General features: G+C 55.7%; 24 protein-coding genes and 1 pseudogene. 13 read left to right on the top strand and 12 right to left on the bottom strand.

The window, feature by feature from the left end; translation table 11 throughout:
- Positions 1–4 precede the first annotated feature (4 nt).
- Positions 5–1,195: a ferritin-like domain-containing protein gene (locus EYC82_RS10820; protein WP_279249545.1), complete on the top strand. Its 1,191-nt coding sequence runs from the start codon at positions 5–7 to the stop codon at positions 1,193–1,195.
- A 95-nt stretch (positions 1,196–1,290) separates the two neighbouring features.
- Here EYC82_RS10820 and rpsT read toward each other — a convergent pair whose 3' ends face one another.
- Positions 1,291–1,557, bottom strand: coding sequence for a 30S ribosomal protein S20 (gene rpsT, locus EYC82_RS10815; protein ID WP_279249544.1), 267 nt, complete (start codon positions 1,555–1,557; stop codon positions 1,291–1,293).
- Positions 1,558–1,716: 159 nt separating this feature from the next.
- Here rpsT and EYC82_RS10810 point away from each other — a divergent pair, with 159 nt between their 5' ends.
- Both EYC82_RS10810 and EYC82_RS10805 read left to right on the top strand, forming a co-directional pair.
- The gene (locus tag EYC82_RS10810; protein ID WP_279249543.1) at positions 1,717–2,373 is read left to right on the top strand and encodes a TetR/AcrR family transcriptional regulator; all 657 of its coding nucleotides are present in this window, start codon (positions 1,717–1,719) and stop codon (positions 2,371–2,373) included.
- Between the two features lie 38 nt (positions 2,374–2,411).
- Positions 2,412–3,410 (top strand): tyrosine-protein phosphatase, encoded by a 999-nt coding sequence (locus EYC82_RS10805; protein ID WP_279249542.1) that lies wholly within the window; start codon positions 2,412–2,414, stop codon positions 3,408–3,410.
- A gap of 123 nt (positions 3,411–3,533) precedes the next feature.
- On the opposite strand, the gene EYC82_RS10800 is transcribed toward EYC82_RS10805, so the two are convergent.
- Entirely contained in the window at positions 3,534–3,806 is a 273-nt protein-coding gene (locus EYC82_RS10800) for a hypothetical protein (protein ID WP_279249541.1), read from the bottom strand.
- A gap of 372 nt (positions 3,807–4,178) precedes the next feature.
- Between EYC82_RS10800 and EYC82_RS10795 the strand changes: the two genes are divergently transcribed.
- Both EYC82_RS10795 and dinG read left to right on the top strand, forming a co-directional pair.
- Positions 4,179–5,327: a 1-acyl-sn-glycerol-3-phosphate acyltransferase gene (locus tag EYC82_RS10795; RefSeq protein WP_279249540.1), complete on the top strand. Its 1,149-nt coding sequence runs from the start codon at positions 4,179–4,181 to the stop codon at positions 5,325–5,327.
- 6 nt (positions 5,328–5,333) lie between these two features.
- Positions 5,334–7,460: an ATP-dependent DNA helicase DinG gene (gene dinG / locus EYC82_RS10790; RefSeq protein WP_279249539.1), complete on the top strand. Its 2,127-nt coding sequence runs from the start codon at positions 5,334–5,336 to the stop codon at positions 7,458–7,460.
- Positions 7,461–7,462: 2 nt separating this feature from the next.
- Here the strand turns inward: dinG and EYC82_RS10785 are convergent, their stop codons facing one another.
- The 3 genes from EYC82_RS10785 to EYC82_RS10775 all read right to left on the bottom strand — a co-directional run bounded on the left by EYC82_RS10785 (position 7,463) and on the right by EYC82_RS10775 (position 10,079).
- Complete coding sequence (locus tag EYC82_RS10785; RefSeq protein WP_279249538.1) at positions 7,463–8,581, bottom strand: aromatic ring-hydroxylating oxygenase subunit alpha; 1,119 nt, start codon at positions 8,579–8,581, stop codon at positions 7,463–7,465.
- 104 nt (positions 8,582–8,685) lie between these two features.
- Positions 8,686–9,738, bottom strand: coding sequence for a transporter (locus EYC82_RS10780; RefSeq protein WP_279249537.1), 1,053 nt, complete (start codon positions 9,736–9,738; stop codon positions 8,686–8,688).
- Between the two features lie 23 nt (positions 9,739–9,761).
- On the bottom strand, positions 9,762–10,079 hold the full coding sequence (locus EYC82_RS10775; protein ID WP_279249536.1) for a hypothetical protein: 318 nt from the start codon (positions 10,077–10,079) through the stop codon (positions 9,762–9,764).
- Positions 10,080–10,795: 716 nt separating this feature from the next.
- Between EYC82_RS10775 and EYC82_RS10770 the strand changes: the two genes are divergently transcribed.
- The 8 genes from EYC82_RS10770 (at position 10,796) to EYC82_RS10735 (ending at position 17,169) form a co-directional block, all read left to right on the top strand.
- Entirely contained in the window at positions 10,796–11,446 is a 651-nt protein-coding gene (locus EYC82_RS10770) for a DUF1826 domain-containing protein (RefSeq protein WP_279249535.1), read from the top strand.
- A gap of 78 nt (positions 11,447–11,524) precedes the next feature.
- The gene (locus EYC82_RS10765) at positions 11,525–11,959 is read left to right on the top strand and encodes a TerB family tellurite resistance protein (RefSeq protein WP_279249534.1); all 435 of its coding nucleotides are present in this window, start codon (positions 11,525–11,527) and stop codon (positions 11,957–11,959) included.
- A gap of 91 nt (positions 11,960–12,050) precedes the next feature.
- Positions 12,051–13,265 carry a zinc metallochaperone GTPase ZigA gene (gene zigA, locus EYC82_RS10760; RefSeq protein ID WP_279249533.1) on the top strand — a complete coding sequence of 405 codons (1,215 nt, stop codon included), beginning with the start codon at positions 12,051–12,053 and terminating at the stop codon, positions 13,263–13,265.
- Positions 13,247–13,951: a DUF1826 domain-containing protein gene (locus EYC82_RS10755; RefSeq protein WP_279249532.1), complete on the top strand. Its 705-nt coding sequence runs from the start codon at positions 13,247–13,249 to the stop codon at positions 13,949–13,951. Before zigA ends, EYC82_RS10755 begins: the two co-directional genes overlap by 19 nt.
- A gap of 420 nt (positions 13,952–14,371) precedes the next feature.
- Positions 14,372–14,869, top strand: a complete 498-nt coding sequence (locus tag EYC82_RS10750) for a TlpA family protein disulfide reductase (protein WP_279249531.1) — start codon at positions 14,372–14,374, stop codon at positions 14,867–14,869.
- A complete protein-coding gene (locus tag EYC82_RS10745; RefSeq protein ID WP_279249530.1) occupies positions 14,866–15,078 on the top strand; it encodes a DUF4266 domain-containing protein in 213 nt (70 codons plus the stop codon). Before EYC82_RS10750 ends, EYC82_RS10745 begins: the two co-directional genes overlap by 4 nt.
- Positions 15,078–16,247 (top strand): DUF3570 domain-containing protein, encoded by a 1,170-nt coding sequence (locus tag EYC82_RS10740; RefSeq protein ID WP_279249529.1) that lies wholly within the window; start codon positions 15,078–15,080, stop codon positions 16,245–16,247. Before EYC82_RS10745 ends, EYC82_RS10740 begins: the two co-directional genes overlap by 1 nt.
- Before the next feature lie 10 nt (positions 16,248–16,257).
- A complete protein-coding gene (locus EYC82_RS10735; protein ID WP_279249528.1) occupies positions 16,258–17,169 on the top strand; it encodes an FAD:protein FMN transferase in 912 nt (303 codons plus the stop codon).
- On the opposite strand, the gene EYC82_RS10730 is transcribed toward EYC82_RS10735, so the two are convergent.
- From EYC82_RS10730 to EYC82_RS10705, 7 genes and pseudogenes are all read right to left on the bottom strand, one after another.
- Positions 17,166–17,801: an HAD family hydrolase gene (locus EYC82_RS10730; RefSeq protein ID WP_279249527.1), complete on the bottom strand. Its 636-nt coding sequence runs from the start codon at positions 17,799–17,801 to the stop codon at positions 17,166–17,168. The two genes, EYC82_RS10735 and EYC82_RS10730, sit on opposite strands and share 4 nt — an antisense overlap.
- Positions 17,802–17,829: 28 nt before the next feature.
- Positions 17,830–18,039 (bottom strand): annotated as a pseudogene (locus tag EYC82_RS18160) (GNAT family N-acetyltransferase); the annotation flags it as partial.
- A gap of 15 nt (positions 18,040–18,054) precedes the next feature.
- Positions 18,055–18,240 carry a GNAT family N-acetyltransferase gene (locus tag EYC82_RS10725; RefSeq protein WP_279249526.1) on the bottom strand — a complete coding sequence of 62 codons (186 nt, stop codon included), beginning with the start codon at positions 18,238–18,240 and terminating at the stop codon, positions 18,055–18,057.
- A gap of 49 nt (positions 18,241–18,289) precedes the next feature.
- Positions 18,290–18,676, bottom strand: coding sequence for a hypothetical protein (locus tag EYC82_RS10720; protein ID WP_279249525.1), 387 nt, complete (start codon positions 18,674–18,676; stop codon positions 18,290–18,292).
- Positions 18,677–18,855: 179 nt separating this feature from the next.
- On the bottom strand, positions 18,856–19,050 hold the full coding sequence (locus EYC82_RS10715) for a hypothetical protein (protein ID WP_279249524.1): 195 nt from the start codon (positions 19,048–19,050) through the stop codon (positions 18,856–18,858).
- Positions 19,051–19,138: 88 nt separating this feature from the next.
- Complete coding sequence (locus EYC82_RS10710) at positions 19,139–20,440, bottom strand: ribonucleotide-diphosphate reductase subunit beta (RefSeq protein WP_279249523.1); 1,302 nt, start codon at positions 20,438–20,440, stop codon at positions 19,139–19,141.
- 58 nt (positions 20,441–20,498) lie between these two features.
- Positions 20,499–23,381, bottom strand: a complete 2,883-nt coding sequence (locus EYC82_RS10705; RefSeq protein WP_279249522.1) for a ribonucleoside-diphosphate reductase subunit alpha — start codon at positions 23,379–23,381, stop codon at positions 20,499–20,501.
- Between the last annotated feature and the right edge of the window lie 224 nt (positions 23,382–23,605).

The raw sequence follows: 23,605 nt of genomic DNA, 5'->3' as shown, positions 1-23,605 counted from the left end.
CACCATGCAGATTGACTGGACCGACAAGACCCCACGTATGATCCAAACGTTTGCCGGCGCGGATTACCCGCGTGATAACCCGGATCTGGAAGAAGTGCTGACAGCGGCCGATGTGGACCACGTAGCGGAGATTTTTAAGACCCCCCTGACCGGCTCCTATAATTGGGATTACACCCTTCAGGATGATCGCATCAAGAAACTCTACGATCTGGGCAAGCAGCTCAACTGGGACCCGGAGATGGACATCGATTGGAACCGCCCCTGGCCAAATGAGGAAGATGGCGCGGAGCTGATGAACCTCAGCGACTACGAACCGTATCTCGCAATGGACGAGGCCACGCGAAAGGAATTCTGGTTGCACATGAACGCCTGGAGCCTGTCCCAATTCCTGCACGGTGAGCAGGGCGCCCTGTTGGTAGCGTCACAGCTATGCTCCTGCGCACCCACTTTCAACGCCAAGCTTTACGCGGCCTCGCAGACTTTTGACGAGGCTCGCCACGTCGAAGTGTTCAATAAGTATCTGCAAAAGCGCATAGGGCTGATGTACCCGATCAACACGCACCTAAAAAGCATTATCGACAAAATATTGACCGATGAGCGCTGGGACATGAAGTTTATCGGCATGCAAATCGTGATCGAAGGGTTGGCGCTGTCGGCCTTTGCGACCGCCCGTGAAACCACAACCGACCCGATTCTCAAGGATATCGTCTACCTCGTGACACGGGATGAGGCACGCCACGTCACGTTTGGCGTTAATTATCTCGAAGAGTTTTTGACCACCCTGACGGATGAAGAGCGCGAGGAGCGTGCTCAGTTCGCCTATGAGGCGTGCGCCATCAGTCGCGAGCGGCTGATCGCCACCGACGTATTCCGGCATTTCGGCTGGGATGTGGAAGAGGCACGCAAGAAAGTGCTGGACGGCTTTGTCATGTCCACTTTCCGCAATTTGTTATTCCAGCGTGTGATACCTAACCTGAACCGTATCGGATTATTAACCGACGGCATACGTCCAAAGTTTGAAGAGCTGGGCATACTGGAATACGAAAACCTCTCGACCGACGGTGACATCGACTGGTCTTCCCTTGAGCGGCCCCTGGATACGGCTGAGGCACAGTCTCATGAGCAGAGCATGTTGGAAGAGTTTGCCCGCAAGCACGAGGAGGCCGAGGCGGCCAAGACGAGTAGTGCGGCTTAGACTGCGCGCTCGCCAATCAGGTTGCCGTTGAATACGGCCCTGAAGCACAAAAAAAAGCCGGCATTTGCCGGCTTTTTTGTGTCTGGCAGTTGGTGTCAGGCGGACAGTGCTTTCACTTGCGCGTTAAGGCGACTCTTGTGCCTTGCGGCCTTGTTTTTGTGAATGATGCCCTTGTCTGCCATGCGGTCGATGACGGGAACAGCCTCGGAGTAAGCCCCCTTGGCGGCTTCCGTGTCACCGCTCTGCACGGCGGTCTGTACTTTTTTGATCACAGTGCGAACGACGGAGCGCAGGCTGGCGTTGTGCGCGCGGCGTTTTTCTGATTGTCTGGCGCGTTTTCTCGCTTGGGGTGAATTTGCCACGGAACACTACCTCTACAGGGTCGAAAAGTCAGGAGGCGCGATTATTCACATTGACCTGATACTTGTCAACTGCCCCGTTGCTGGCTCCTCTGCCGCGTGCTGCGTTATACTAACGATTGTTAGTCAATTACGGCCGTTTTTTGAAGGTAACGTATTTTTATGGATAATCAGGCGGCAGCGGCCACTCCGGCGCCGAGCACAGCGCAGCGCATACTCGATGCGGCGGAAGATCTCTTTGCGGAGAAGGGTTACAGCGCTACCTCGCTGGGCGATGTGGCCGATCGGGTAGGTATCCGGTCCCCAAGCCTTTATAACCACTTCAAAAACAAGGAAGCCCTGTACGAGGCGGTCCTGGAGCGTTTGCTGACAGAATTTTCCGTACCGTTGTCCGAGCTGGACAGTGGCCCGGTGACTCGTGAACGGGTATTCCACTGGCTGGAGACGATTGTGAGGCAGCACCACGCCAACCCAAATCTGGCGCGCCTGTTGCAGCATGCAGCGCTGTCGGGTGGCCCCCACACCAACGCATTGATTGACCAGTTGTTCAGCCCGATGTTCCGCCCGGCGACTCAAATAGAGGGGGCGGAGAATACGCTCATCGAAAGCTCGGGACTGCAGCCTTGGGCGGTAATGGCGTTCAACAATCTGGTGATGTCTTATGTGACTATGGCGCCCATGTACCGGGATTTGCTAGGACAGGATCCCTTTAGTGATGAGGCGCTGGATAACCAGTTGAACCTGATCAAAACGCTGCTGCGAGCAGTGTTCGAATACAAGGGGGACATTGCCCTCAGCGCCCCCCCGTCTGGCGGGTAAACCTGTCGCTACTTTAAACTCTGCGGTAACCTGAGCCCATGTTGAATACCAATGCCGTGCATATATGGCGTGAAGCCGATGGTCAGCACCACGTCGAGTGGCAGGCCAGTGATCCGGATACCCGGGTTGTGGTCGAATTGCTGGAGCCCTCTACCGAAGTAAGTGCCAACTACCATTATAGTGCATGTCGGGTATCATTTTCTGGTCTGGACCCCTCTTCCAGGCACTATTTCCGAGTGTCGGATGAGTACGGTAATCAGGTACTGGCCTCCGAGCGCAAACTGGGCATGCAGGGCACGCCAAACTTTCGCGATTTCGGTGGCTATGCCGCTGCCGACGGACGGCGGGTAAAATGGGGCTACTTGTTCCGCTCCGGGCAGTTGTCCAGTCTCAGTGACCAGGACCTCGCCTTGCTGGCCAATCTCGAAATAGACCTTGTCTGCGATTTCCGCAGGGTGGAGGAGCAGGCGGGTGATCCCAGTCGCCTCCCGCCGCAGAATCCGCCAAGAATCGCCAGCCTGCCCATTATCCCGGGCAGCAACGCGCGGTTTTTCGAGGAGGCAGATTACACTGGCACGGGTGATCCTCGGGCCATGTTTGATTTTATGGTGGAGATCAACCGCGATTTTGCCGAACAGCAGACTGAGACCTATGGGCGCATGTTTCGCGAGCTTCTCGACATCGAGGATGCGCGCATTCTCGTGCATTGCGCTGCAGGGAAAGACCGCACCGGGTTTGCGGCGGCCATTATTTTGCTGGCATTGGGGGTGTCACAGGAGCAAGTGATGCAGGACTACATGCTCACCCGGCGTTATTTTCACCCTCAGAAAGAGGTGGATCGACTGCGTCAGAAGTATCAGATGGAACAGATGGATGCCGCATCGGTGCTGCCTATGCTAGAGGTCCACGAGGACTATCTCTCCCGCGCACTAGAGGTTATCGAGCGCAACTATCCCAATGTTGAGGCATACCTGGAAGATGCCCTGGGCGTGGGTTGGGAGGATATCGAGCGGTTGAGAGCGCGCTATCTGGATTGAGGGGAGAGGGCGAAGCGCGCCGGATCAAACGGTCTATCGGTCCGGGTGAAGGACCGGCAAAGGCGATATGGGGTAGCGGGGTGGAGTGGCCGAGGCGCCGCCGCGCCTCGGAATGGTGCGGTGCTAGCGCGCCTTGCATGCGCCTTTGGCAGCTTTGATCTGTTTCTTTTCGCAGATGTCGCTCGACGCGTCGCCGACGCACCACTTCTTGCGGTTATTCCATGCAGTCAACTCGGCCTTTTTGCCGTTGGAGCACTTCACGGTGTACTTGGCGTAGGCGTTGCCTTCGCTGTCAGCGGCATTGGCGTTAAAAACGATGCTGGTAGGGCGTGCCGCCAGCGCAGTGGCGGATGCGGCGATGAGTGCTAGGGCAGCGGCAAGTTTCAAGAATTTCATGGTGTTACCTCGGTAGGTCTCGGATTGTGTGCGCCCTCGGGCGATCCGGGGTGCTGTTGGCCACAGTATAAGGGGCTGTGCGGGATATTGGGGTTACTAATTCGTAATTTTTGGGTAATAAAGTAACATTGCAGGACGAGAGTGCACCGGAGTGTATTTTAAGCTGCTGTTTTTAATAATAAAATTATGGTATCGGTGCGTTTATTAACACGAGTGTTAACGATATTTAATGTGCTGATAGGTAACAAGAGTGGCACATCGACCGAGGGCGACTAATGGCGTTGACTGTCCGCCCGGCCGGTCTTATCTGCTGGATGACTAGTGGCGTTATTTTCGCTAAGGTGGGCGCCCCCTACCAATGAGATTGCCGGTTTGACCGACTCGTTTGCAGATATTCGCCCCTATAAGGATGACGAAGTGGCGACAGTGCTCACGCGCCTGCTCGGTGACCCGGAATTCCTCGATACTCTGGGCGCTTATCGACTGGGGGGTTGGGCGAAGGCCTGTCCCGCCCTGGTGCGCCCCTTGGTTCGTTTCGCATTGGGGCGCGAACTCCGTTTTGTGTCAGATGTGCGCGGCATGCAGACCGTCATTGGGGGCTATATGGCCCGCATGATCGAGAGCACTACCGGGGGCTTTACGGTGTCCGGGCTGGAGTCGCTTGAGTCGGGCGAGGCCCATCTCTTTATCAGCAACCACCGGGATATCGCCATGGATCCGGCGTTTACTAATTACGTGCTGCACAGCCGGGGGCGCGAGACCGTCCGTATTGCGATCGGTGACAATTTGCTCACTACGCCGTGGGTGTCGGATCTCATGCGCCTCAATAAGAGTTTTATTGTCAAACGCTCGGTGAGCGGGCCCCGGGAATTACTGGCGGCCTCTAAGAACCTGTCGCGTTACATACAGCACTCGATCACCGAGGAGCAAGCGCCGGTGTGGATTGCGCAGCGAGAGGGTCGCGCCAAAGACGGAGTAGATCGCACGGAGCCCGTAATTATTAAAATGCTGTCCATGAGCCGCAACAAACGGACACAGAGTTTCGCCCAACACATCCAAAGTCTGCGTATTGTGCCCGTTGCGATCTCTTATGAACTGGATCCCTGTGATGCCTCGAAAGCTAGCGAGCTCTATGAGGTAGCGACGCACGGTATCTACCATAAAGGTGAGCAGGAGGATGTCGCCTCCATCGCTCGCGGCATCGCCGGTGATAAGGGGCGCGTGCACGTGTCCTTTGGTAAGCCCCTCGGAGCGGGCCTCGATTCGCCGGAGGCGGTGGCCACAGAACTGGATCGGCAAATCATCAGTGAGTACTGTCTGCACCCAACAAACCTCTTCGCCCACCGGCGGTTGCACGGCACTGATGCGCCGGTGCCCGATAACCTGAACCTCGAGGGTGGTGATTGCAGCGAAGACCAGTTTCAGGCGCGAATTGACGCTCTTCCGCGCGCTCATCAATCCTATGCTCTTGGGATTTATGCCAACGCGGTGGCCAGTAAACTGGCCCTGACCGGTAATTAATTTCCCTTGTTGAGCGACGCGATCAAGGACAGCATTCGCGAGGCCTACAGTGCCATTGTGGAAAGCAGGTCGTTGACGCCGCGCTGGGGGCAGCGTCAGATGATCGCAGAAATTGCCAACGCGCTGGGCCGTATTCCTGGGCCCGGCGCGGTGGGCAGTGACCTGCCGCCTGTTTGCGTGATTGAGGCCGGCACTGGCACCGGAAAAACCATAGCCTATTCTGTCTCCGCCATTCCTGTCGCGCAGGCGCGGGACAAGCGACTGGTCGTGGCTACTGCCACGGTGGCACTGCAGGAACAGTTTGTTAACAAAGACCTCCCTGACATCCTGAGCAGCAGTGGCATGAATTTCACTTATGCGTTGGCAAAAGGTCGCAGACGCTACGTCTGCCTCTCCAAACTCGACCGGCATATCGCCGAGGGCCAGGGTGCTTCTTCGGTCATTCCGTTGTACCCGGATGAAGTCGGTGCCCCGGCTACTGCCGAAGCCCTGCCCGTCTATGAAGGCATGCTTGATGCGCTGGGTCGCGGTCAGTGGGATGGAGATCGTGATAACTGGCCGGAGAGTATTGCAGAGCCGGTCTGGTACGGCGTGACCACGGATCATAGCCAGTGCAGCGGCAGACGCTGCTCTCATATTAACCAGTGCAGTTTTTTTCGGGCGCGGGACGCATTGCAGAACGCTGACATTATTGTTACGAATCATGATCTGGTGCTGTCAGATCTGGCTCTGGGCGGCGGCGCGATTCTGCCGCCGCCTGAGGAGAGCATCTATATTTTTGATGAGGGACACCACCTGCCTGACAAAGCGCTTTCGCACTTCGCCAGCTTCTGCCGACTGCACTCGACAATTGCCTGGTTGGAAGACAGCAGCAAGTCACTGCTCAATGCGGCTCCAGCCCTGTCAGGCCTGATTGGCGTGAAAGCCCTATTAAAGACCCTCCCCGCTGAAATGTCAGATACCAGTGCGGCGTTGGAGGTGGCTGAGCAGACACTGACCGTCCTGTTCGACGAGGCGGCCCCGGAGAGTGGCTCAGAGGAGCAGCAAGTGCGTCTCGAGCGAGGCCGTGTGCCGGAAGACCTTGTCATCGTGGCATTAGCGGTGGCGGGACACTTGCGGAAACTGGAAAGTGGTCTTTCGCGTCTGGAATCTGTGCTGGAAGAAGCGATTGATGATGATCATGCCGGTCTCGACAAGGCGGATATTGAGACATGGCATATCAACATCGGAGGCATGCTAAGCCGTGCGGAGGGCGCGTTGGCGTTATGGCAGGATTATGCCGTGAGCGGTGAAGATGAGAATCCACCGAGGGCACGCTGGATTACTCTGCTGACCGGCACTGGGCAAGGGGGCTTTGAGATGCGCTGCAGTCCGGTGTTGGCATCTGATATTTTGCAGGAGTACTTGTGGTCCAGGGCCGGTGGCGTGGTGGTGACTTCCGCGACTATGACGGCGCTGAATTCCTTTGACCGCTTCATGCTTCACTCGGGTGCGCCGCCGGATGCGATCTATAAGGTTGTGAGCAGCCCATTCAATTACGATCAGGCAGTTTTTGCGGTGCCAGCTATGGACTGTGATCCGGGAGATGCTGCGGCTCATACCAGGGCGCTCATCGAGCAGCTGCCGGAGATTCTGGAGGAAGAAGAGGGCAGTCTTGTGCTTTTCTCCTCGCGTCGTCAGATGCACGAGGTCTATGAGGGGCTGGGTAGTGAGTTGGATGGCCGCGTGTTAATGCAGGGGGATTACAGCAAACAGGAACTGCTGCGCCGGCATCGCGCAGCCGTCGATGCGGGCAGGGGCAGTGTCATTTTTGGTCTGGCCAGTTTTGCCGAAGGCGTCGACTTGCCCGGCGACTACTGTCGGCACGTCGTTATTGCCAAAATTCCCTTTGCGGTCCCGGACAGTCCCCTGGAGGCGGCTCTTGCGGAATGGGTAGAAGATCAGGGGCGCAACCCCTTTATGGAAATCAGTGTGCCGGATGCCGCTCTGCGGCTGGTGCAGGCCAGCGGACGCCTGCTCCGCACCGAGGAAGACAGCGGCAGAATTACGTTGATGGATCGACGTATCCTGACCCGACGCTATGGCCGCGCTATTCTCGATTCCCTGCCACCCTTTCGACGCCAACTGGGCTGAGTCTAGTTGTTCGCCTTGTCCCACAGTTGATGCCAGAACTGCAGGAGGGGTTCGTTCTTGCCCAGCGGAAGGTCTCGATGACTCGCATTAATACCGCGCTGGCAGGCCTCGGCCATGGGCAAATCCTCCCGTGCAAATACGTCGCCGCCAAATTCGTAGGCCTGTCGCGCCGCTTGCGGATCGCTGTGCGGATCATGCATGCCGATGTAACTCACGACTGATTCACCAGGGTGAGCCCCCGGCTCGGCGCGGATCATCTGGGCGCCGAGTGCGTTGATCAGTAACATTACGCCAGGATACAACGTGTAGGTGCAGGAGCCCTGCAGAGACTCGGGCCACTTTTCTTCAGGCATCTCCGCCAGGTCTTCTATCGATTTCAGCGGAAAGGCCCATCGGCTGTGGCGCTCGAACGTATCGAACACCGCGCTAGGAGACAACATTTGCGCCACGCTGTCCCGATGCAGGGTAGCGAAGTGATAGCTCTCGAGGCTGAGATCGTTGACCAGCTTCCAGTTTGCCGCCACGCGGTATTCGCGGCGGTCGAGAGCCCTGAAGTGTGCCAGCCCCAGTGCATCGAGTTCGTCGGCGATCTCGAACAAACTGTTGTCCACCTGTGCCTGTGTTACAGCCGGATCCACCCCGACCATTACGATACCGGAACGTTCGCATACCGTCAGGGGCTGCAGGGCAGTGTCGGATGTAGGGGCGTTGAAGCAGGCGTCCGCCGGTCTGCCGCGTAGCTTGCCTGCTGTGGTAAAGGACCAGCCGTGGAAAGGGCATACCAGTGCACGCGCATCGCCGCTGCCACTGGCAACGGGTGCCCCTCGGTGAGCGCAGGCATTAATAAAGGCGTGAAGCACGCCGCCCTCATCGCGCGTCAGCAGCACGGGTGTGTCCAGGACATCCAGTGTGAGGTAACTGTTGGGTGCCGGTAGTTCACCAGCGAAGGCTACCGGTTGTGGGGTGTGAATAAATAGCGATGCGCGCTCCTGCGCGAGACGTTCCGGAGATTGGAATGACTCAGCAGGAATTGTAATCTCCTGCGATGCGAGGTCCGTGCGGTTCGCCCTCACGTTCTCCAGCATGCGCCGGTTGAGTTCTGCTGCGGTGCGCTTATCCATGCCTCGATTATCCAGTACGAGACGGCGAAAGTGTAGGGTTAGGCAGCTAGAAAGAACACCGGTGGCTCCTCTTGTGCGCGCCACCGGTGTTAATGCGGAACCCGCTAGGGCGAATATTGCCAGCCGATAGTTAGGGTCCAGTCGACCTCAAGCTGTGGGCCGTTCAGATTTTGATAGACGGGGAGGCTGGCCTCAAATGCGAGCCGGTGCCCTTTGGCGGGTAGCAGCATATTCATTCCCAGTCCCAGATCGATACGCTGGCCACCCTGCAGACTTGGATCTGCAGTTTGCACGGGCGCCATGATGCGCGCGTCAATGCCATCGATATTGCCTCGGTCGTACATGCCGATGCGACCAGAGATACTGATGGAGTTGGATGCCAGATAACTGAGCCAGCTTTTGAGGTGGTATTCGTTACCCAGGGTGTATCCCTCGTCATTATCGCCTAGCCTTGTTATGGCGCCCAGTTGTGATCCCCAGCCCCAGGCCGCGGCTGTCGATGCATAGGTGAGGCCCGTAATCAGGTCGTAGGTGCCGCTGCCAAGTTGCATCGGATAGGGCAATCGAATCTTTGGCTGAGTATTTTTAGGGGTGAGTACACGCCCCTCCTCATCTTGGCTGCCGGTTGGAAGCGATACACCGAAAGTGGCGTGCCACTGATGTCCGGCGCCGGCAGGAGACAGGCCATACAGTGCGGAGACCGAGGTGTCTCCAAAACCCTCTGTGCTGGTTTTAAATTTTCCCAAACGCTCAGTGCCCATGGGCCCTGCGAACGTAATGTGTGTCATGTCCTTCGTTTGGTAGTTGGCCATACCCATGAGGGTGAGGCGGTCGGTGGGGGCGTACATGACTCCCAGCATGTGCATGTCCATCGTCATCTTGGTGGGCACGACCCGCAGTGTCGGCGGCATCATCGGTGGGTTGGCGAAACGATTCGGCACCGTTGTTACGATTTCTTCTGGTGACATCCGGGATGTGCTGTCGCGGTTGTCTTTCATCGACATGTGCATGTAGCGATAGGAGAACATTAATTCCCCTTTCTGGTGTATGTGGTCACCCATGACGGTAATGGGTGCATGGGTGTCCGGCCTTAGGTCGGCATTTGCCGTCGCGCAGGCGACAAGCATTACCGCGCAAGCGGTGAAGCGATGTTTCATACAGTAACTCCGTTGTGTGGACGTTATGTCAGGTTGGCTGGATAACGAACAACGGCGGGCGGGGCGCGTGACTGGAATCCGGACAAACGCGCAGTGGGGTGTTGTATCGAATCGAACGATAAAAGTGGACTGGGCAGCGGCACAATGCCCGGATCGTTATGCTGACAATCGAGCGCGAATGCGCCAGTGGCGCCATTACCGTAGTCACACTCGAAGAACAGGTTGTCACTGGCTGCCCCATGGTGGGCATGGTGCTCGCCATAGAGCGCGACCATAACGTGTTCTGGCATGCCGTCCGGACAGAGCTCCAGATACCAGCCCCCGCTGATGCCGGACGGCATAAAGCCAACCGGAATCACTATCCGCAGTAGCAAAGCCAGGGAGGCAAACGCGGTTAATACGCGGTATCTATGTGGCCGGGCTGGGGACATGACGGCATTATAAGGGCTGATAATCAATGCGCCTAGCGCTATCGCTGAGCCGCCCACCCTGTCGGGCGTATCGATCCGGGGCCGCGGTTATGGATCAGGAGTTACTGCAAGCCAAGCGCGCGCGGCCGCGCCCGAATTTGAACACAGCACTTTCTGAGAGGGAGGTGCGCTGGTCGCCCTGGGTCAAATGACTTTAAAACTCTTGATATACCGGCGCCTATTCGGGCAGTAACCGGGTGATTCGCGACCTGTCAGTATGACGTTTTCGGGTTATTCTATATAATAGATATGATGTAACATATCATTATGCTAATCTGCGAAAAGAGGCCCTGCAGAGTGATGATGTTTCGCCGGGTCAGCGCATCACATCCCACGCCGGAGTTGTATGCAACGAGCACCACCTGTTTGGTTATATAAGGCTGACTCGTCTCGCTGTTTCGCAAACATCAGGTCTTATCCAAAGCAGGCATTGCTGCCGTGGTTGCTCCCGCTGCCTCGAGGCGAGATCGACAAGATTTTAGTGGCGAGTCGGCTGGGAGCAAATAGCCTCCGGCTGGGTTCACCGCGCTGCTGGAGCAATATGGCCTTATGAGCACAAAATACGTCAACTCAGGAGCTATTACCTTATGCAACAAACTGCTAGCCAGCAGGGACTTATTGACCCGCCTTCATGTCAGCAAATCGGCGATGATGCTGGGGTGCTGCAAAAGGTTACGGAGCCTGGTACGGACCTGAGTCTCTGGCGTCGCCCAGTAGAGGCATCGATTGTTCAAGAAATTCAAAATTTGTCTGCCTCAGACCTTCAAAATATACGCCAAGCGACATCGCGCTTTTCATTTGATACCGACGTGAGCGGGCTATTGCGGGAGCAAGGTCTTGATCCTATGGCGTTCCAAAGTCTGCGTGCCGATATGCTCCGTCTGATCTCTATATTCTCGACAGTCAGTGAAGGTCGAGAGTTACAATTTCGTCTCCTGACAACAGACAGTGACGATTGCCGCCGTTTTCATCTTGATCGCGTGTATTTGCGCTTGCTATGCACCTATCAGGGGCCGGGGACAGAGTGGTTGACCGATGCGCAGGTTGATCGAGAGGCACTGGTGAGATGTCGCCCTAACAGCGAGGTCATGCGTTTCGGGGAGGCATCTCGATTCGAGACCTTCTGGGTTGGTATCCTAAGAGGCGATCCAAAAAATATTAGCTCTGGCCAGGTGCATCGCTCGCCGCCGATTGCAGACTCGGGAAGAATACGTGTGCTGTTCAGCATCGATTGCTGATTTGTCAATTTCGCAAGCGTGAACCCTGATTAATGTATCCCGTTTGCATTCTGTACCCACTCAATAAAGGAATGAGCCATGGCTTTGGGTGATTTGATTCAGGTCAAGAAGATTTTCGGAGTAGGCACAGAAGTGAAGGCTGACGCTGAGGTCTATCGGGAGTTTATGCTTATGGTGCTTGCGCGTGCGACCGATGTCGACGCTTATACGCATCCCGCCGAGGTCGAGGTGGTACAGAGAGTGCTGGAGGAGCATTTGGGGGAGCGAGTCAAAAGCAGCGACGTCCGTATCGCCGCCCATTCGAAGTTATATGAGACGGCCCCATTGGGGAGATACATTTCTCGCGTAGGCCTGAGATTCTCCAAGTACGAGCGTTGTCGCCTTGTCAGCGCGTTGATCGAGGTGTTGAAAGCCGACGGCCATGTGGCGACAGCCGAGGTGGAGTATTTCAATATGGTGGTATCGGCGTTGGAACTCGACTTTGCTGAGGCCGCGGGTTTAACCCGCAACTAGCCATGTTCAGAGTGACAATGACGGCCGGCGGCGCGCGATAGAAAATCATTCGTATTGCAATATTTGCCAGACAATTTGGAGTGATCTAATTATGCAGAACTCATCGCAACGAACGCTGCCTGTAACGGTTCTATCAGGCTTTCTAGGCGCCGGGAAAACGACCGTATTGAGTCATGTTCTTAATAACCGCGAGGGCAAGCGAGTCGCAGTGATTGTCAATGATATGAGTGATATCAATATCGACTCAGAGATTATCCAAAGCGAGGTTTCTCTGAATCGTAGCGAAGAGAAACTTGTGGAGATGAGCAATGGCTGCATATGCTGCACGCTACGTGAAGATCTATTGCAGGAAGTTACAGAATTAGCGCAGGACGGCCGTTTTGATTATTTGCTTATTGAATCAACGGGCATCTCTGAACCTCTGCCGATCGCTGAAACGTTTACCTTTGCCGATGAAGATGGCGTCTCACTCTCTGACGTCGCCACGCTAGATACGATGGTCACGGTCGTGGACGCAGTCAACTTTCTTCAAAATTATCGGGAAGCTCAGTCCTTGCAGGAATCTGGCGAATTCCTTGACGATGATGATCAACGCAATGTTGCCGACTTGCTTGTTGATCAGGTGGAATTTTCTGACGTCATTCTCATTAGTAAGACTGATCTAGTGAAAAACGATGATATCAACAAGTTGACTGCAATTCTGGCGACGCTGAACACAGAGGCCCGCATTATTCCGATCATTGATGGCCAAGTCGATATTGACGACATCCTCAATACCGGCCTATTTGAGTTCGAGCGGGCACAACAGGCGGCAGGTTGGCTCAAGGAAATGCGTGGTGAGCACGTACCGGAAACGGAAGAATACGGTATTAGTAGTTTCAGTTATGTCGCTCGCCGTCCCTTTTATCCTTCCAAGTTTTATGCATTTCTTCACAGTCTAGAGGACTACGGTAAGCTACTTCGCTCCAAGGGATACTTTTGGTTGGCGTCGCGTCCGGAATACGCCGGTCAGTGGAGTCAGGCCGGTGGTATCGCGCACTATGGTTTTGGTGGGATGTTTTGGAAGGCGGTTCCAGAGAGCCAATGGCCGAGCGATGACGACTATTTATCGTCGATTAAGGAAAAGTGGGTGGAACCCTTCGGTGATATGCGCCAGGAATTGGTGTTCATTGGCCAGGGTCTCGATGAGGACGAGATCACCGCGGCGCTCGACGGCTGTTTGTTGACTGAGGATGAACTGCTCCGTGGCAAGGACTACTGGTATGCGTTGGAGGACCCATTCCCCGTATGGGAGTTGAGCCAGTGAGGCCCGCATCAGCGGTTCAGCCCCGAAGCACCCATCGCTGTTCACCTGGCAAAGACGAGTATGACGCGGCGTTCCGCAGCCACAATGCGTCTGCTCTTGCTGGCATTTATCGAGAACAGATAAATATTGCCATTTGGCAGCGCAGACTCAGCGAGACCTTGGAGTCTAAAGTGGAATCGATATTACGCTCCGGGCGTGCGCTGCAAATCGCCAGAACGCTAGCACCAAAGCGCGCGGCGACCTGTATAGCAAAGTCTTTGCATATTTCAGATACAGAGGAATTCTGCCTCGATGTGGCTGAACTGGTCGATATGTTTTGTTGCTTGTTCGGTCGAAAGACAGCCGGCTTACGTTTGACTGTCCTCGATCGTGCGATGTGTCCAAGATTTCATGTTGATAATGTCCCCTGTCGATTGGTGACGACTTACCAGGGTCCAGCAACGCAATGGTTACCTCATACGTGCGTAAATCGGTCCGTTCTTGGCGCGGGCAATCAGGGCAAGCCTGATGCTGAGTCAGGCCTTTATGAAAATTCCAGTGATATACAGCAGTTGGGCGTCGGCCATGTCGCGCTGCTCAAGGGAGAGCACTGGGAGGGTAATGAAAATGCCGGCCTCGTTCACCGGTCGCCTGCGGTTCTGACCGGGGAGGGTCGTTTGCTCCTCACTCTTGATATGGTCGATTAACGCCGTATGCTTACCGGCCATAGGCGAAATGCAGGAAAAGGTCCCGAAACTCCCGGGAACCTGTGACGTGGCTCTGATGGCCGAGACGTATTTTCGTCGCGCGGTGCCTGCCCGCAATGAATCGATAGGTACGTAGGAGTGATTTTTGACGTTCAGCGGCAGGCTGACGCTAACGTAAGAATGTGATAGTTTGCTCAGCAATAAGACAAAAATTGAGAAATGTCTGATAGATGCCTCTTTATGGTGCCCTGTCCCCGAATTCTGACGTGTGTGCAGCCCCAACTGTTTGTTCTGGTCGGGTACCGTGTTGGCGGATGCCGATATCAGCCGGCCTGGAAAAAATTGTGGATCAGGGCTTCTACAGCATCACGGCGGCACCGCCAGGAAGTGCCTGTCTTTTTTGATTGAGGAATGATTGCGATGATGAAACACGTGCTAATAGCGGTTTGCCTTTTTCTGCCGTTGCAGTTGCAGGCTGCCGCTGTTGTCGGGGAGATGGCGCCAGAATTGAGCCTGCCTGCGGTTGTTGGCGAGGAGACTATCAGCCTGTCTTCCCTGCGGGGAAAGGTGGTTTACGTCGATTTCTGGGCAGCCTGGTGTGGCCCCTGCCGAGTGTCGTTTCCCCAGCTTCAGCAATTGCGCGATGATCTGGGCGAAAGAGGCTTCGAGGTCCTGGCGATCAGTGTCGATGAGCAGGTAGCTGACGCCAGAGCCTTTCTTGAGGAGGTGCCCGTCACTTACCCGGTGGTCCATGATGGGAAGGGCGTAACCCCTGCAGCTTATGGCGTGCTTGGTATGCCCACGGGGTACCTCATTGACAGGGACGGCGTGGTGCGCGATGTACATCAGGGTTACCGTAAAAGCGATGGAGAGAAACTGCGCGCAAAGATAGTGACGCTGTTGGGGGAAGAAAAATGACTGTCAAAACTGCGGTAGCTGGTCTTGTGCTTGTGCTGCTGTGCGGTTGTGAAACCGTACAACCGTGGGAGCGGGGTCTGCTCGCCAAAGAGGGAATGCAATGGACACCCAACATCATGGACGCGCGGCTGCGCAGCCAGATCTACGCCAGCAAAGAGGCCTCCTCTGGCGGCGCAGGAGCCGCTGGTGGCGGTTGCGGGTGTAACTGATGGCTACTAATAAGAACGACCGCAACCCGGCGCTAATGGCGCTGACGTCCAGCGCGCTGCTGCTGCCTGCGTATCAAGGCGCGCAGGCAGATGCTCCACCCGAATTCGCCGAAGCGGGTATGCAGTATTCCAAGTACAAAGAGGATGACATTACTGCGAACAAGGCCTTCGGCTTTACTGACTCAAGCAGGCAACGCTTCGATATTGATGTTGCACAGTTTCACTTGTTGGCCCCTGTGCTGGATGACTGGTCAGTGGCTGTGGATGTCGCCTGGGAAGATATGAGCGGCGCGTCGCCCTGGTTTGTTGGCGAGAGTGCCAGCGGTGATCCCAAGGTCATCATGAGTGGCGCCAGCATCGAGGACAACCGTACGGAGGTGAGCGTCACTACGCGTTACTATTTTGATCGTGGCAATAGCGGCCTCAGCCTCACCTATTCCGATGAGGATGACTACGAATCCAAGGCCGCCGCTTTTGACGGGGCCTTCAACAGTGCTGATGGCATGACCACATACAGTGGTGCAATCAGTTATTCGGATGACCATATAGATCCTACACAGGGCACCGTGCCTACGAATACCACCAGCGCAAGCAAAGATATTTACTCAGCATGGGCGGGCGTTACGCGCATTGTCAGTAAGCGCGCGATCGTGCGCTTTGGTCTGAGTTATACCTATCGCGACGGTTTTCTTACCGACCCTTATAAATTTCGTGATTCCCGCCCGGACGAGCGCAAGGAGTGGGTCGCGAGTGGGGGCTACAGACGCTATTTTGAAGAGCAAAACTCTGCCTTGCATGTCGATTATCGCTACTTTAACGATGACTGGGATGTGCAATCCCACACGCTGGACGTGGCCTGGGTCTGGGATTATTCGTCCGCGGTGACGTACACCCCGTTTATTCGGTATTACACGCAGCATGAAGCAGAATTTTTCAATAATCTGGCACAACGAGATCAGCGTTATTTTGCCGATGATTACCGCCTCTCTGCCTTTGGTGCATTTTCTTATGGCCTGCGCGCAAGCCGCAAAATCCAGAACTGGGAGGTGTCCGTGGACGCGGAGCGCTACCAGACAGACGAGAGTTGGGGCGTGTTCAGTGGCGAAGAGTCTCCTGGGCTGGTGGATTTTTGGCGCTATGGCATAGGCCTGAACTACATCTTCAAGTAAGCGCGCTGTCGTGCAGCGAGTCGATCACAGCTTTAAGGCGATGGGCGGCCCTGTCCGTTTTCGCATGGAGGTTGACGACGTCGGGCTTGCAGACGCTGCGGTCACGGCGGCGGTCGCTGAAGTAGAACGTCTTGAGCGCAAGTATAGTCGGTACCTCGATGACTCTCTGACAAACCGCATCAACCTCGCCGCCGGCACGGGTGAGGTGGTTCCTGTTGACGCAGAGACGGCGGGCTTACTCCATTACGCCACCACGGTGTGGCGCGAGAGTGGCGGACTCTTTGATCTTACCTCCGGCGTACTTCGTCGTGCATGGGACTTTCGCTCCGGGCGACTGCCCGAACAGTCAGAGATTGACGCCATCTTGCCGCTGGTTGGCTGGGACAAGGTGACGTGGGACGAACAGGGCGTCAGTTTGCCGTTAAAAGACATGGAGTTGGATTTCGGAGGTTGTGTCAAAGAGTACGCTGCAGATAGCGCTGCAGCGCAGCTGCAGCGCCACGGTGTCCAGTGCGCGCTGGTGGATCTCGCCGGTGATATGGCGGCGGCAGGACCACCTCGGCACGGACCCGGCTGGCCGATAGGCATCCGGCACCCAAGGGCACGAGACAGCGCCGCCGCCACTGTTATTTTGCCGCAGGGCGGATTAGCCAGTAGTGGCGACTACGAGCGCTGCATGGAGATTGACGGTGTGCGCTATGGTCATATCCTCAATCCCATCACGGGGTGGCCGGTGGGTGGCCTGGTCGCGGTGAGTGTTTTGGCTGAGCAATGTCTGGTGGCGGGTAGTGCAGCCACCGTTGCCATGTTAAAACCCGCGTCACAGGGTCTCGAATGGCTAGAGGGACTTGGCTTGCCCTGGCTCGCAATTGATAGGGATCTGCAGTGCCATGGCAACCTGCTGGAAGGCGGTTCTGATTAGGTCGATAGAATCCCGGGTAGCTCAGCAAGCGATGTAATTTGGTACCTTGCGCCACTGAAATCTTGGCTGGCGGTAAATGCGTTGTGCACGATCGCGCAATCAATACCGGCGGCGATGGCCGCCTGTAAACCTCGCTGGGAATCTTCAACAACCAGACACTCTTCCGGGCGCGCATCGAATCGTTTAAGCCCGGCAAGATAGGGCTCAGGGTCTGGCTTGGACTTTTTGTAGTCTTCTCTGGCCAACACAAAATCCATGTAGTGCGTTATGTTGCGGCGCTGGTGTATAAGGTTGAAATCCGTCCGCCTTGAGGTGGTGACGATCGCCATCTGGTGTGTTTTTACCAGCGTTGCGAGCACTGCTTCTACGCCCGGGATTTGGATATTCTCCCGTGCGAGATATTCTTGGTAGTAGGTATCGCGTCGTCTGCGTTGTGCTCGGGTCAGTCCCTCGTCGATTCCCTGCTCAATGGCCAAGTCCCAGCTGGAGGCGCCGTGAACCATGCGCTCCAGATACGTTTTTTTCTCGAGGGTGACGTTGATTTCAGCTAGTGCGCGCTGTGTAGCGGTGAAATACCAGTGTTCAGTATCGACCAGAACGCCGTCGTTGTCCCACAGGATGAAGTGCTTCATGCTCGTTCGGGAGAGGCTGCGAGCCTAGTCATGTGATAAGGGTGCCCATGCTCAGACGATCCTCAATGTTAAAACCCAGAGCCTGATAGAAGTCGGCTACCTGCCTGTTATGCGAACGTATCTGTAAATTGATCTTGATACAACCTAGCGATTTGAGAGCCGCGATAGTGTCTTTTACCAGTGCGGCCCCGGCGCCATTGCGCCGGTGTTGTGGCAGTGCGGCGACAGCATAAAGCCAGCCCCTGTGTCCATCTTAGCCTGCCATGCATCCACCGACGACCTGCTTGTCTAGTAGTGCCAAAAAGATGAGATCGTCAACGGCCAGTTTGGCATCAATCATCCGTGCGGACGAGTTGTGGGGTTGTTGGTCGTTAAACACCTGGGCCCACAGGTCAATCAGGGGCCGGCGATCGACGTGTTGGTAGCGTCTAATCAGCATGAAGGCATCCTTGTTTCAGTCGTATCACCGGTGTGGAGACAGGGGGTGCTCAGGTAGTGTGTGTGAACACAATGACGATGCAAAAGGATACACCGAGGAGTGCCCAGCTCGTGACGAGTAAAAATACCATAGTAGAGCGTGCAGAGCGCCGGAAAAGCAAGTAAATCCAGCCCAGAAACAGCAGGGTGCCGGTGCCAAGCAGAAGCGCGAGCTCCTTGCTAGTAGTGAGATAGGAGGTATTGACGAACCCGGTATCGACGAGGCTTCCCACGAGGAAAGCTAGCGGTCCCAAAAGAGTGGAAATTACTACCAGTATCGCAGTTCCCAGGGCAGGGGCCATGCCGTGGGCGGACCAGGTTTTGCCGACGATGGGTATAGAAAACAGCAGGCCCAGACAGATCAGGAGTGTCAGGTTATGTTTGAGCTTGGGATTCATGAATTATCCGCGGCTCCAGTGGCAAGCTAGGTGAAGGCGTAAGACCAGACAGGGGTAGCTGTGGAATTGCTCGCCAATCTGACTCGCCATCTTTGGAGAGACGCGAATGCCGCCGCGTGGCGACTGTGAACAACAACTCTGGCGCGTTCCCCAGGCTGGCCAGTGTGTTTTGCTCGATCCTAGTGGAGTGTGCGGTCAGCCTGCAATTCTGCGTGCAGTTCAGGTTGTTTTTCTGCTGCGGCGGCCTGTTGCTCGTTCATGTAGTTACGCAGTCGGCCGACTACACTGTTCATCACATCGATGGTTTGGCTGATCTGATCCAGTGCCATGAGGATGGTTTCTGTTTCTGACGGGTTCTTATCGCTAGTAGCCATGTGAGAGTCCTCTTGGGTCTTTTTGGGGCTTTAGTTCTCAGCATAATCAGTAATTTTAGGGCCGCCTGGTCGCGCGGCCCCGTTGCGTCTAATCCCAGGTCAGGGCGCCGCCTGTCTGGTACTCGATCACCCGTGTTTCAAAAAAGTTCTTTTCTTTACGCAGATCCATAATTTCCGACATCCATGGGAAAGGATTTTGCGCGCCTGCGTATTGCTCCGGCAGCCCTAGTTGAGAAAGACGCCGGTTCGCGATGAAGTGCAGGTACTCCTCCATCATCGCAGCGTTCATCCCCAGTACACCGGTCGGCATAGTGTCACGGGCGTATTCGATTTCCAGTTGTGTGCCTTCCAGGATCATCTGCACCGCCTCTTCCTGGAATTCCGATGTCCACAGATGGGGGTTCTCCAGTTTTATTTGATTGATTACGTCAATCCCGAAGTTGAGGTGCATGGATTCATCCCGCAGGATGTACTGGAACTGTTCTGCTACGCCGGTCATCTTGTTACGACGCCCCATGGAGAGAATTTGGGTGAAGCCGCAATAAAAGAAGATACCCTCGGTAACGCCGTAAAAGCCTATCAGGTTGCGCAGCAGTTCCTGGTCTGTCTCCTGCGTGCCGGTTTTAAAGTTTGGGTCCGACAGAGAGTGGGTATGGCTCAGGCTCCAGGCCGCTTTACGGGCGACAGACGGGACTTCCCGGTACATATTGAATACCTCACCCTCGTCCATACCCAGCGACTCAATGCAGTACTGGTAAGCGTGGGTATGAATGGCTTCCTCGAAGGCCTGACGTAACAGATACTGCCGGCATTCGGGATTGGTGATCAGGCGATAAATAGCCAGCACCAGGTTGTTTGCTACCAGGGAGTCAGCGGTAGAGAAGTAGCCCAGGTTGCGCATGACGATGCGGCGCTCGTCATCTGTGAGGCCCTCGGGATTTTTCCAGGTGGCCACGTCCGCGGTCATGTTGACCTCCTGTGGCATCCAGTGATTGGCGCAACCGTCAATGTATTTCTGCCATGCCCAGTCATACTTGAAAGGCACGAGCTGGTTCAGATCGGCACGACAGTTGATCATTGCCTTTTCGTCCACCGATAAGCGTGCAGCACCCATTTCCAGCTCTTCGAGGCCGGCTGCGACATCGAGATCATCCAGCGCTTCTGACGACCTGCTCGCCACACCCGGCTCGCTTTTCGCAGTTTCGACAATCGTCTCAACCGGTTCGGGTATGTCGACTACCAGCGCGGCTTTGGCCGCGGCTGGTTCCGTCCTGATTGCCGCAGATGTTGCCGCCTCCGGCGCTGCAATTACTTCAGCCGTGTTTTGCATCGAGGCTGAGGTGTTTGTCGGTATTGCTTCGTCTGTATGGTAATCATCCCAACTCAACATGTGTCTTACTTCCTGGTTGCCGTTATTGATGTTGTTTATGTAATGTCCGAAAACTTGCTTATTGGCAGGCCTCGCAGTCTGGGTCGTCCAGCGAGCAGGCTGCGGGTACCGCTGCCGGGCCGCTTTCGGCTCCACTTTCACTGGATACCGCGTTCAACGTGCCGGTGTCGATGGTGGACTTCTCCGTGCCGGTTGCCGCCAGTGAGCGCAGGTAGTAGGTGGTTTTCAGTCCACACAGCCAGGCCATGCGATAAGTGATATCCAGTTTCTTACCGCTGGCATTGTTAATGTAAAGATTCAGCGATTGCGCCTGGTCGATCCACTTCTGTCGACGGCTGGCGGATTCCACCAGCCAGCGAGGTTCTACCTCAAAAGCGTTAGCGTAAATAGCTTTCAGCTCTTCCGGTATCCGGTCGATCGACTGTACGCTGCCGTCGTAGTATTTGAGGTCGTTAACCATAACAGAGTCCCACAGCCCCTTGGCCTTCAAATCACTGACCAGGTAAGGGTTAACTACGGTGAATTCTCCCGACAGGTTCGATTTTACGTACAGGTTCTGGTAGGTGGGCTCGATAGACTGCGATACGCCGGTGATGTTGGCGATAGTGGCTGTTGGCGCAATGGCCATCACATTGGAATTGCGCATGCCGCGGGCTTTCACCATGTCACGCAAGCCATCCCAGTCCAGCGTATGAGACTTGTCTACCTGAATGTATTGCTCGCCGCGTTCGGCGATCAACTTGTCCAGTGAGTCCAGCGGGAAGATGCCCTGGCTCCAAAGTGAGCCCTCGTAGCTGGAGTAGGCACCCCGTTCCTCAGCGAGCTCGCTGGAAGACTGGATGGCGTAGTAGCTGATGGCTTCCATTGAGCGATCGGCGAATTCGACTGCTCCCCCTGAGCCGTAGGCTATGTGCTGCTTGTACAGGGCATCCTGGAATCCCATCAGACCGAGGCCCACTGGGCGATGCAGCAGGTTGGAGTTCTTTGCCTGAGGCACGGAGTAGTAATTGATGTCGACCACGTTGTCGAGCATGCGCACTGCCGTGCGCACGGTCTTCTGTAATTTCTCGAGATTAAGGCCGTTTTCGTCGATGTGCTGGGGCAGATTGACGGAGCCCAGGTTGCAGACCGCGATTTCGTCCTTGTTGGTATTCAGAGTGATCTCGGTACACAGGTTTGAGGAGTGAACTACGCCCACGTGCTGCTGCGGTGATCGCAGGTTGCAGGGATCTTTAAAGGTCATCCAGGGATGGCCGGTTTCAAACAACATGCCCAACATTTTGCGCCACAGATTCTGTGCCTTCACTGTCTTGTATAGCTTCATGCTGCCGTCGTGTGTCATGGCCTCGTATTCGTTGTAGCGCTTCTCGAAAGCCGTGCCGTAAAGGTCATGCAGATCAGGAGCATCATTGGGCGAAAACAGGGTCCAGTCGCCGTCCTCAAAAACCCGTTTCATAAACAGGTCGGGAATCCAGTTAGCAGTGTTCATATCATGGGTGCGGCGGCGGTCGTCACCGGTGTTCTTGCGCAATTCCACGAACTCCTCGATGTCCAGATGCCAGGTTTCCAGATAGGCGCACACGGCGCCTTTGCGTTTGCCGCCCTGGTTTACCGCTACGGCGGTATCGTTGACCACCTTGAGGAAGGGCACGACGCCCTGCGATTTGCCGTTGGTGCCTTTAATATAAGCCCCCAATGCTCGTACCGGTGTCCAGTCATTACCGAGGCCTCCGGCGAACTTGGAGAGCATGGCATTGTCCTGAATGGCGCCGTAGATGCCGTGCAGGTCGTCCGGTACAGTAGTCAGGTAGCAGGATGACAGTTGCGGACGCAGGGTGCCGGCATTAAACAGGGTTGGGGTAGAGCTCATGTAGTCGAAGGACGACAGCAACTCGTAGAACTCAATGGCCCGTGCGTTCTTGTCCGTTTCTTCCACGGCAAGGCCCATGGCAACGCGCATGAAGAAAATCTGCGGCAGTTCGATACGGGTGTCGTCGCTATGAATAAAATAGCGGTCGTACAGGGTCTGCAAGCCGAGGTAGGTGAACTGCAGGTCGCGTTCGGGCAACAAGGCATCGCCCAGGCGTTGTAGGTCGAAATCCCGCAGGGTCGGCGCCACCAATTCAAGTTCTATACCTCTATCGATGTAGGCGGGCAGTGCTCTGGCGTAAAGTGCGGCCATGTCGTGCTGGGTTGCGCTGTTGGCAATGCCGAGGAAATTCAGGGCCTCGCTGCGCAGGTTGTCGCACAACAGGCGAGCGGCGACAAACGTGTAATTGGGTTCCTGCTCGATGAGGGTGCGCGCGGTAATAACCAGAGAGGTGCTGAGTTCTGCCTGGCTTACCCCGTCATAGAGGTTCTTCAGGGCCTCATCGAGGATTTCTGCTTCGCTGACGTCTGACAGCTCAAAGCAGGCCTCGCTCACGATCGTATGCAGTCTGTCGATGTCCAGCGGAGCCTTGCTGCCATCTGCCTGAACCACAGAAATGCTGTTGGCCACTTGCTGGATGGCGGGAGGTAAGGCCAGCTTGGCGGCGCGCTTTTGCGCCTGCTGCTCTCGGTAGATGACATAATCCCGTGCGACCTTGTGCTCGCCGGAGCGCATCAGGGCCAGTTCAACCTGGTCCTGAATATCCTCCATGTGAATGGTGCCGCCGGATGGCATACGACGCATGAAAATCGCCTCCACCATGTCGGTTAGCTGGGCGACCGTCTCGTGAATACGGCTGGAGGCCGCCGCCGTGCCGCCTTCTACGGCGAGAAATGCCTTGGTAATGGCCACAGAGATTTTGCTGGCCTCGAAGGGCACCACTGTGCCATTGCGCTTGATGACGCGCAGTTGTCCGGGGGCGGTTGCGGCGATCGCGCTGCTGACGCCGGCCTGATGAGCTGGGGTGGTCGCTTCGGCGGCAGTGCCGCCGGGGGTGGTATCTGTCTGCATATAGTCTCCGAAGTGCCGGCGTTTGTTGTTAGTTATCCGCTTGGCAAAGGTCCTGATTCCGCGACACAATAACCGCGGAGTGCAAGACCCGCGAGGTGGTTGTCGGGAGGGTATCCCTGCTTCGACGGCTAATTGTAGTGTCTTTTTTTGTTCGTTTTTTAGCCGCTATACCCAACATATAGGGGTATATGCTTCACTCAAGTACAAGATAATGCGCGTTCGCG

Origin of the sequence: Candidatus Marimicrobium litorale (genome assembly GCF_026262645.1) — a bacterium.
GTDB lineage: Bacteria > Pseudomonadota > Gammaproteobacteria > Pseudomonadales > Halieaceae > Marimicrobium > Marimicrobium litorale.
This window is presented reverse-complemented; position numbering and strand designations above follow the sequence as displayed.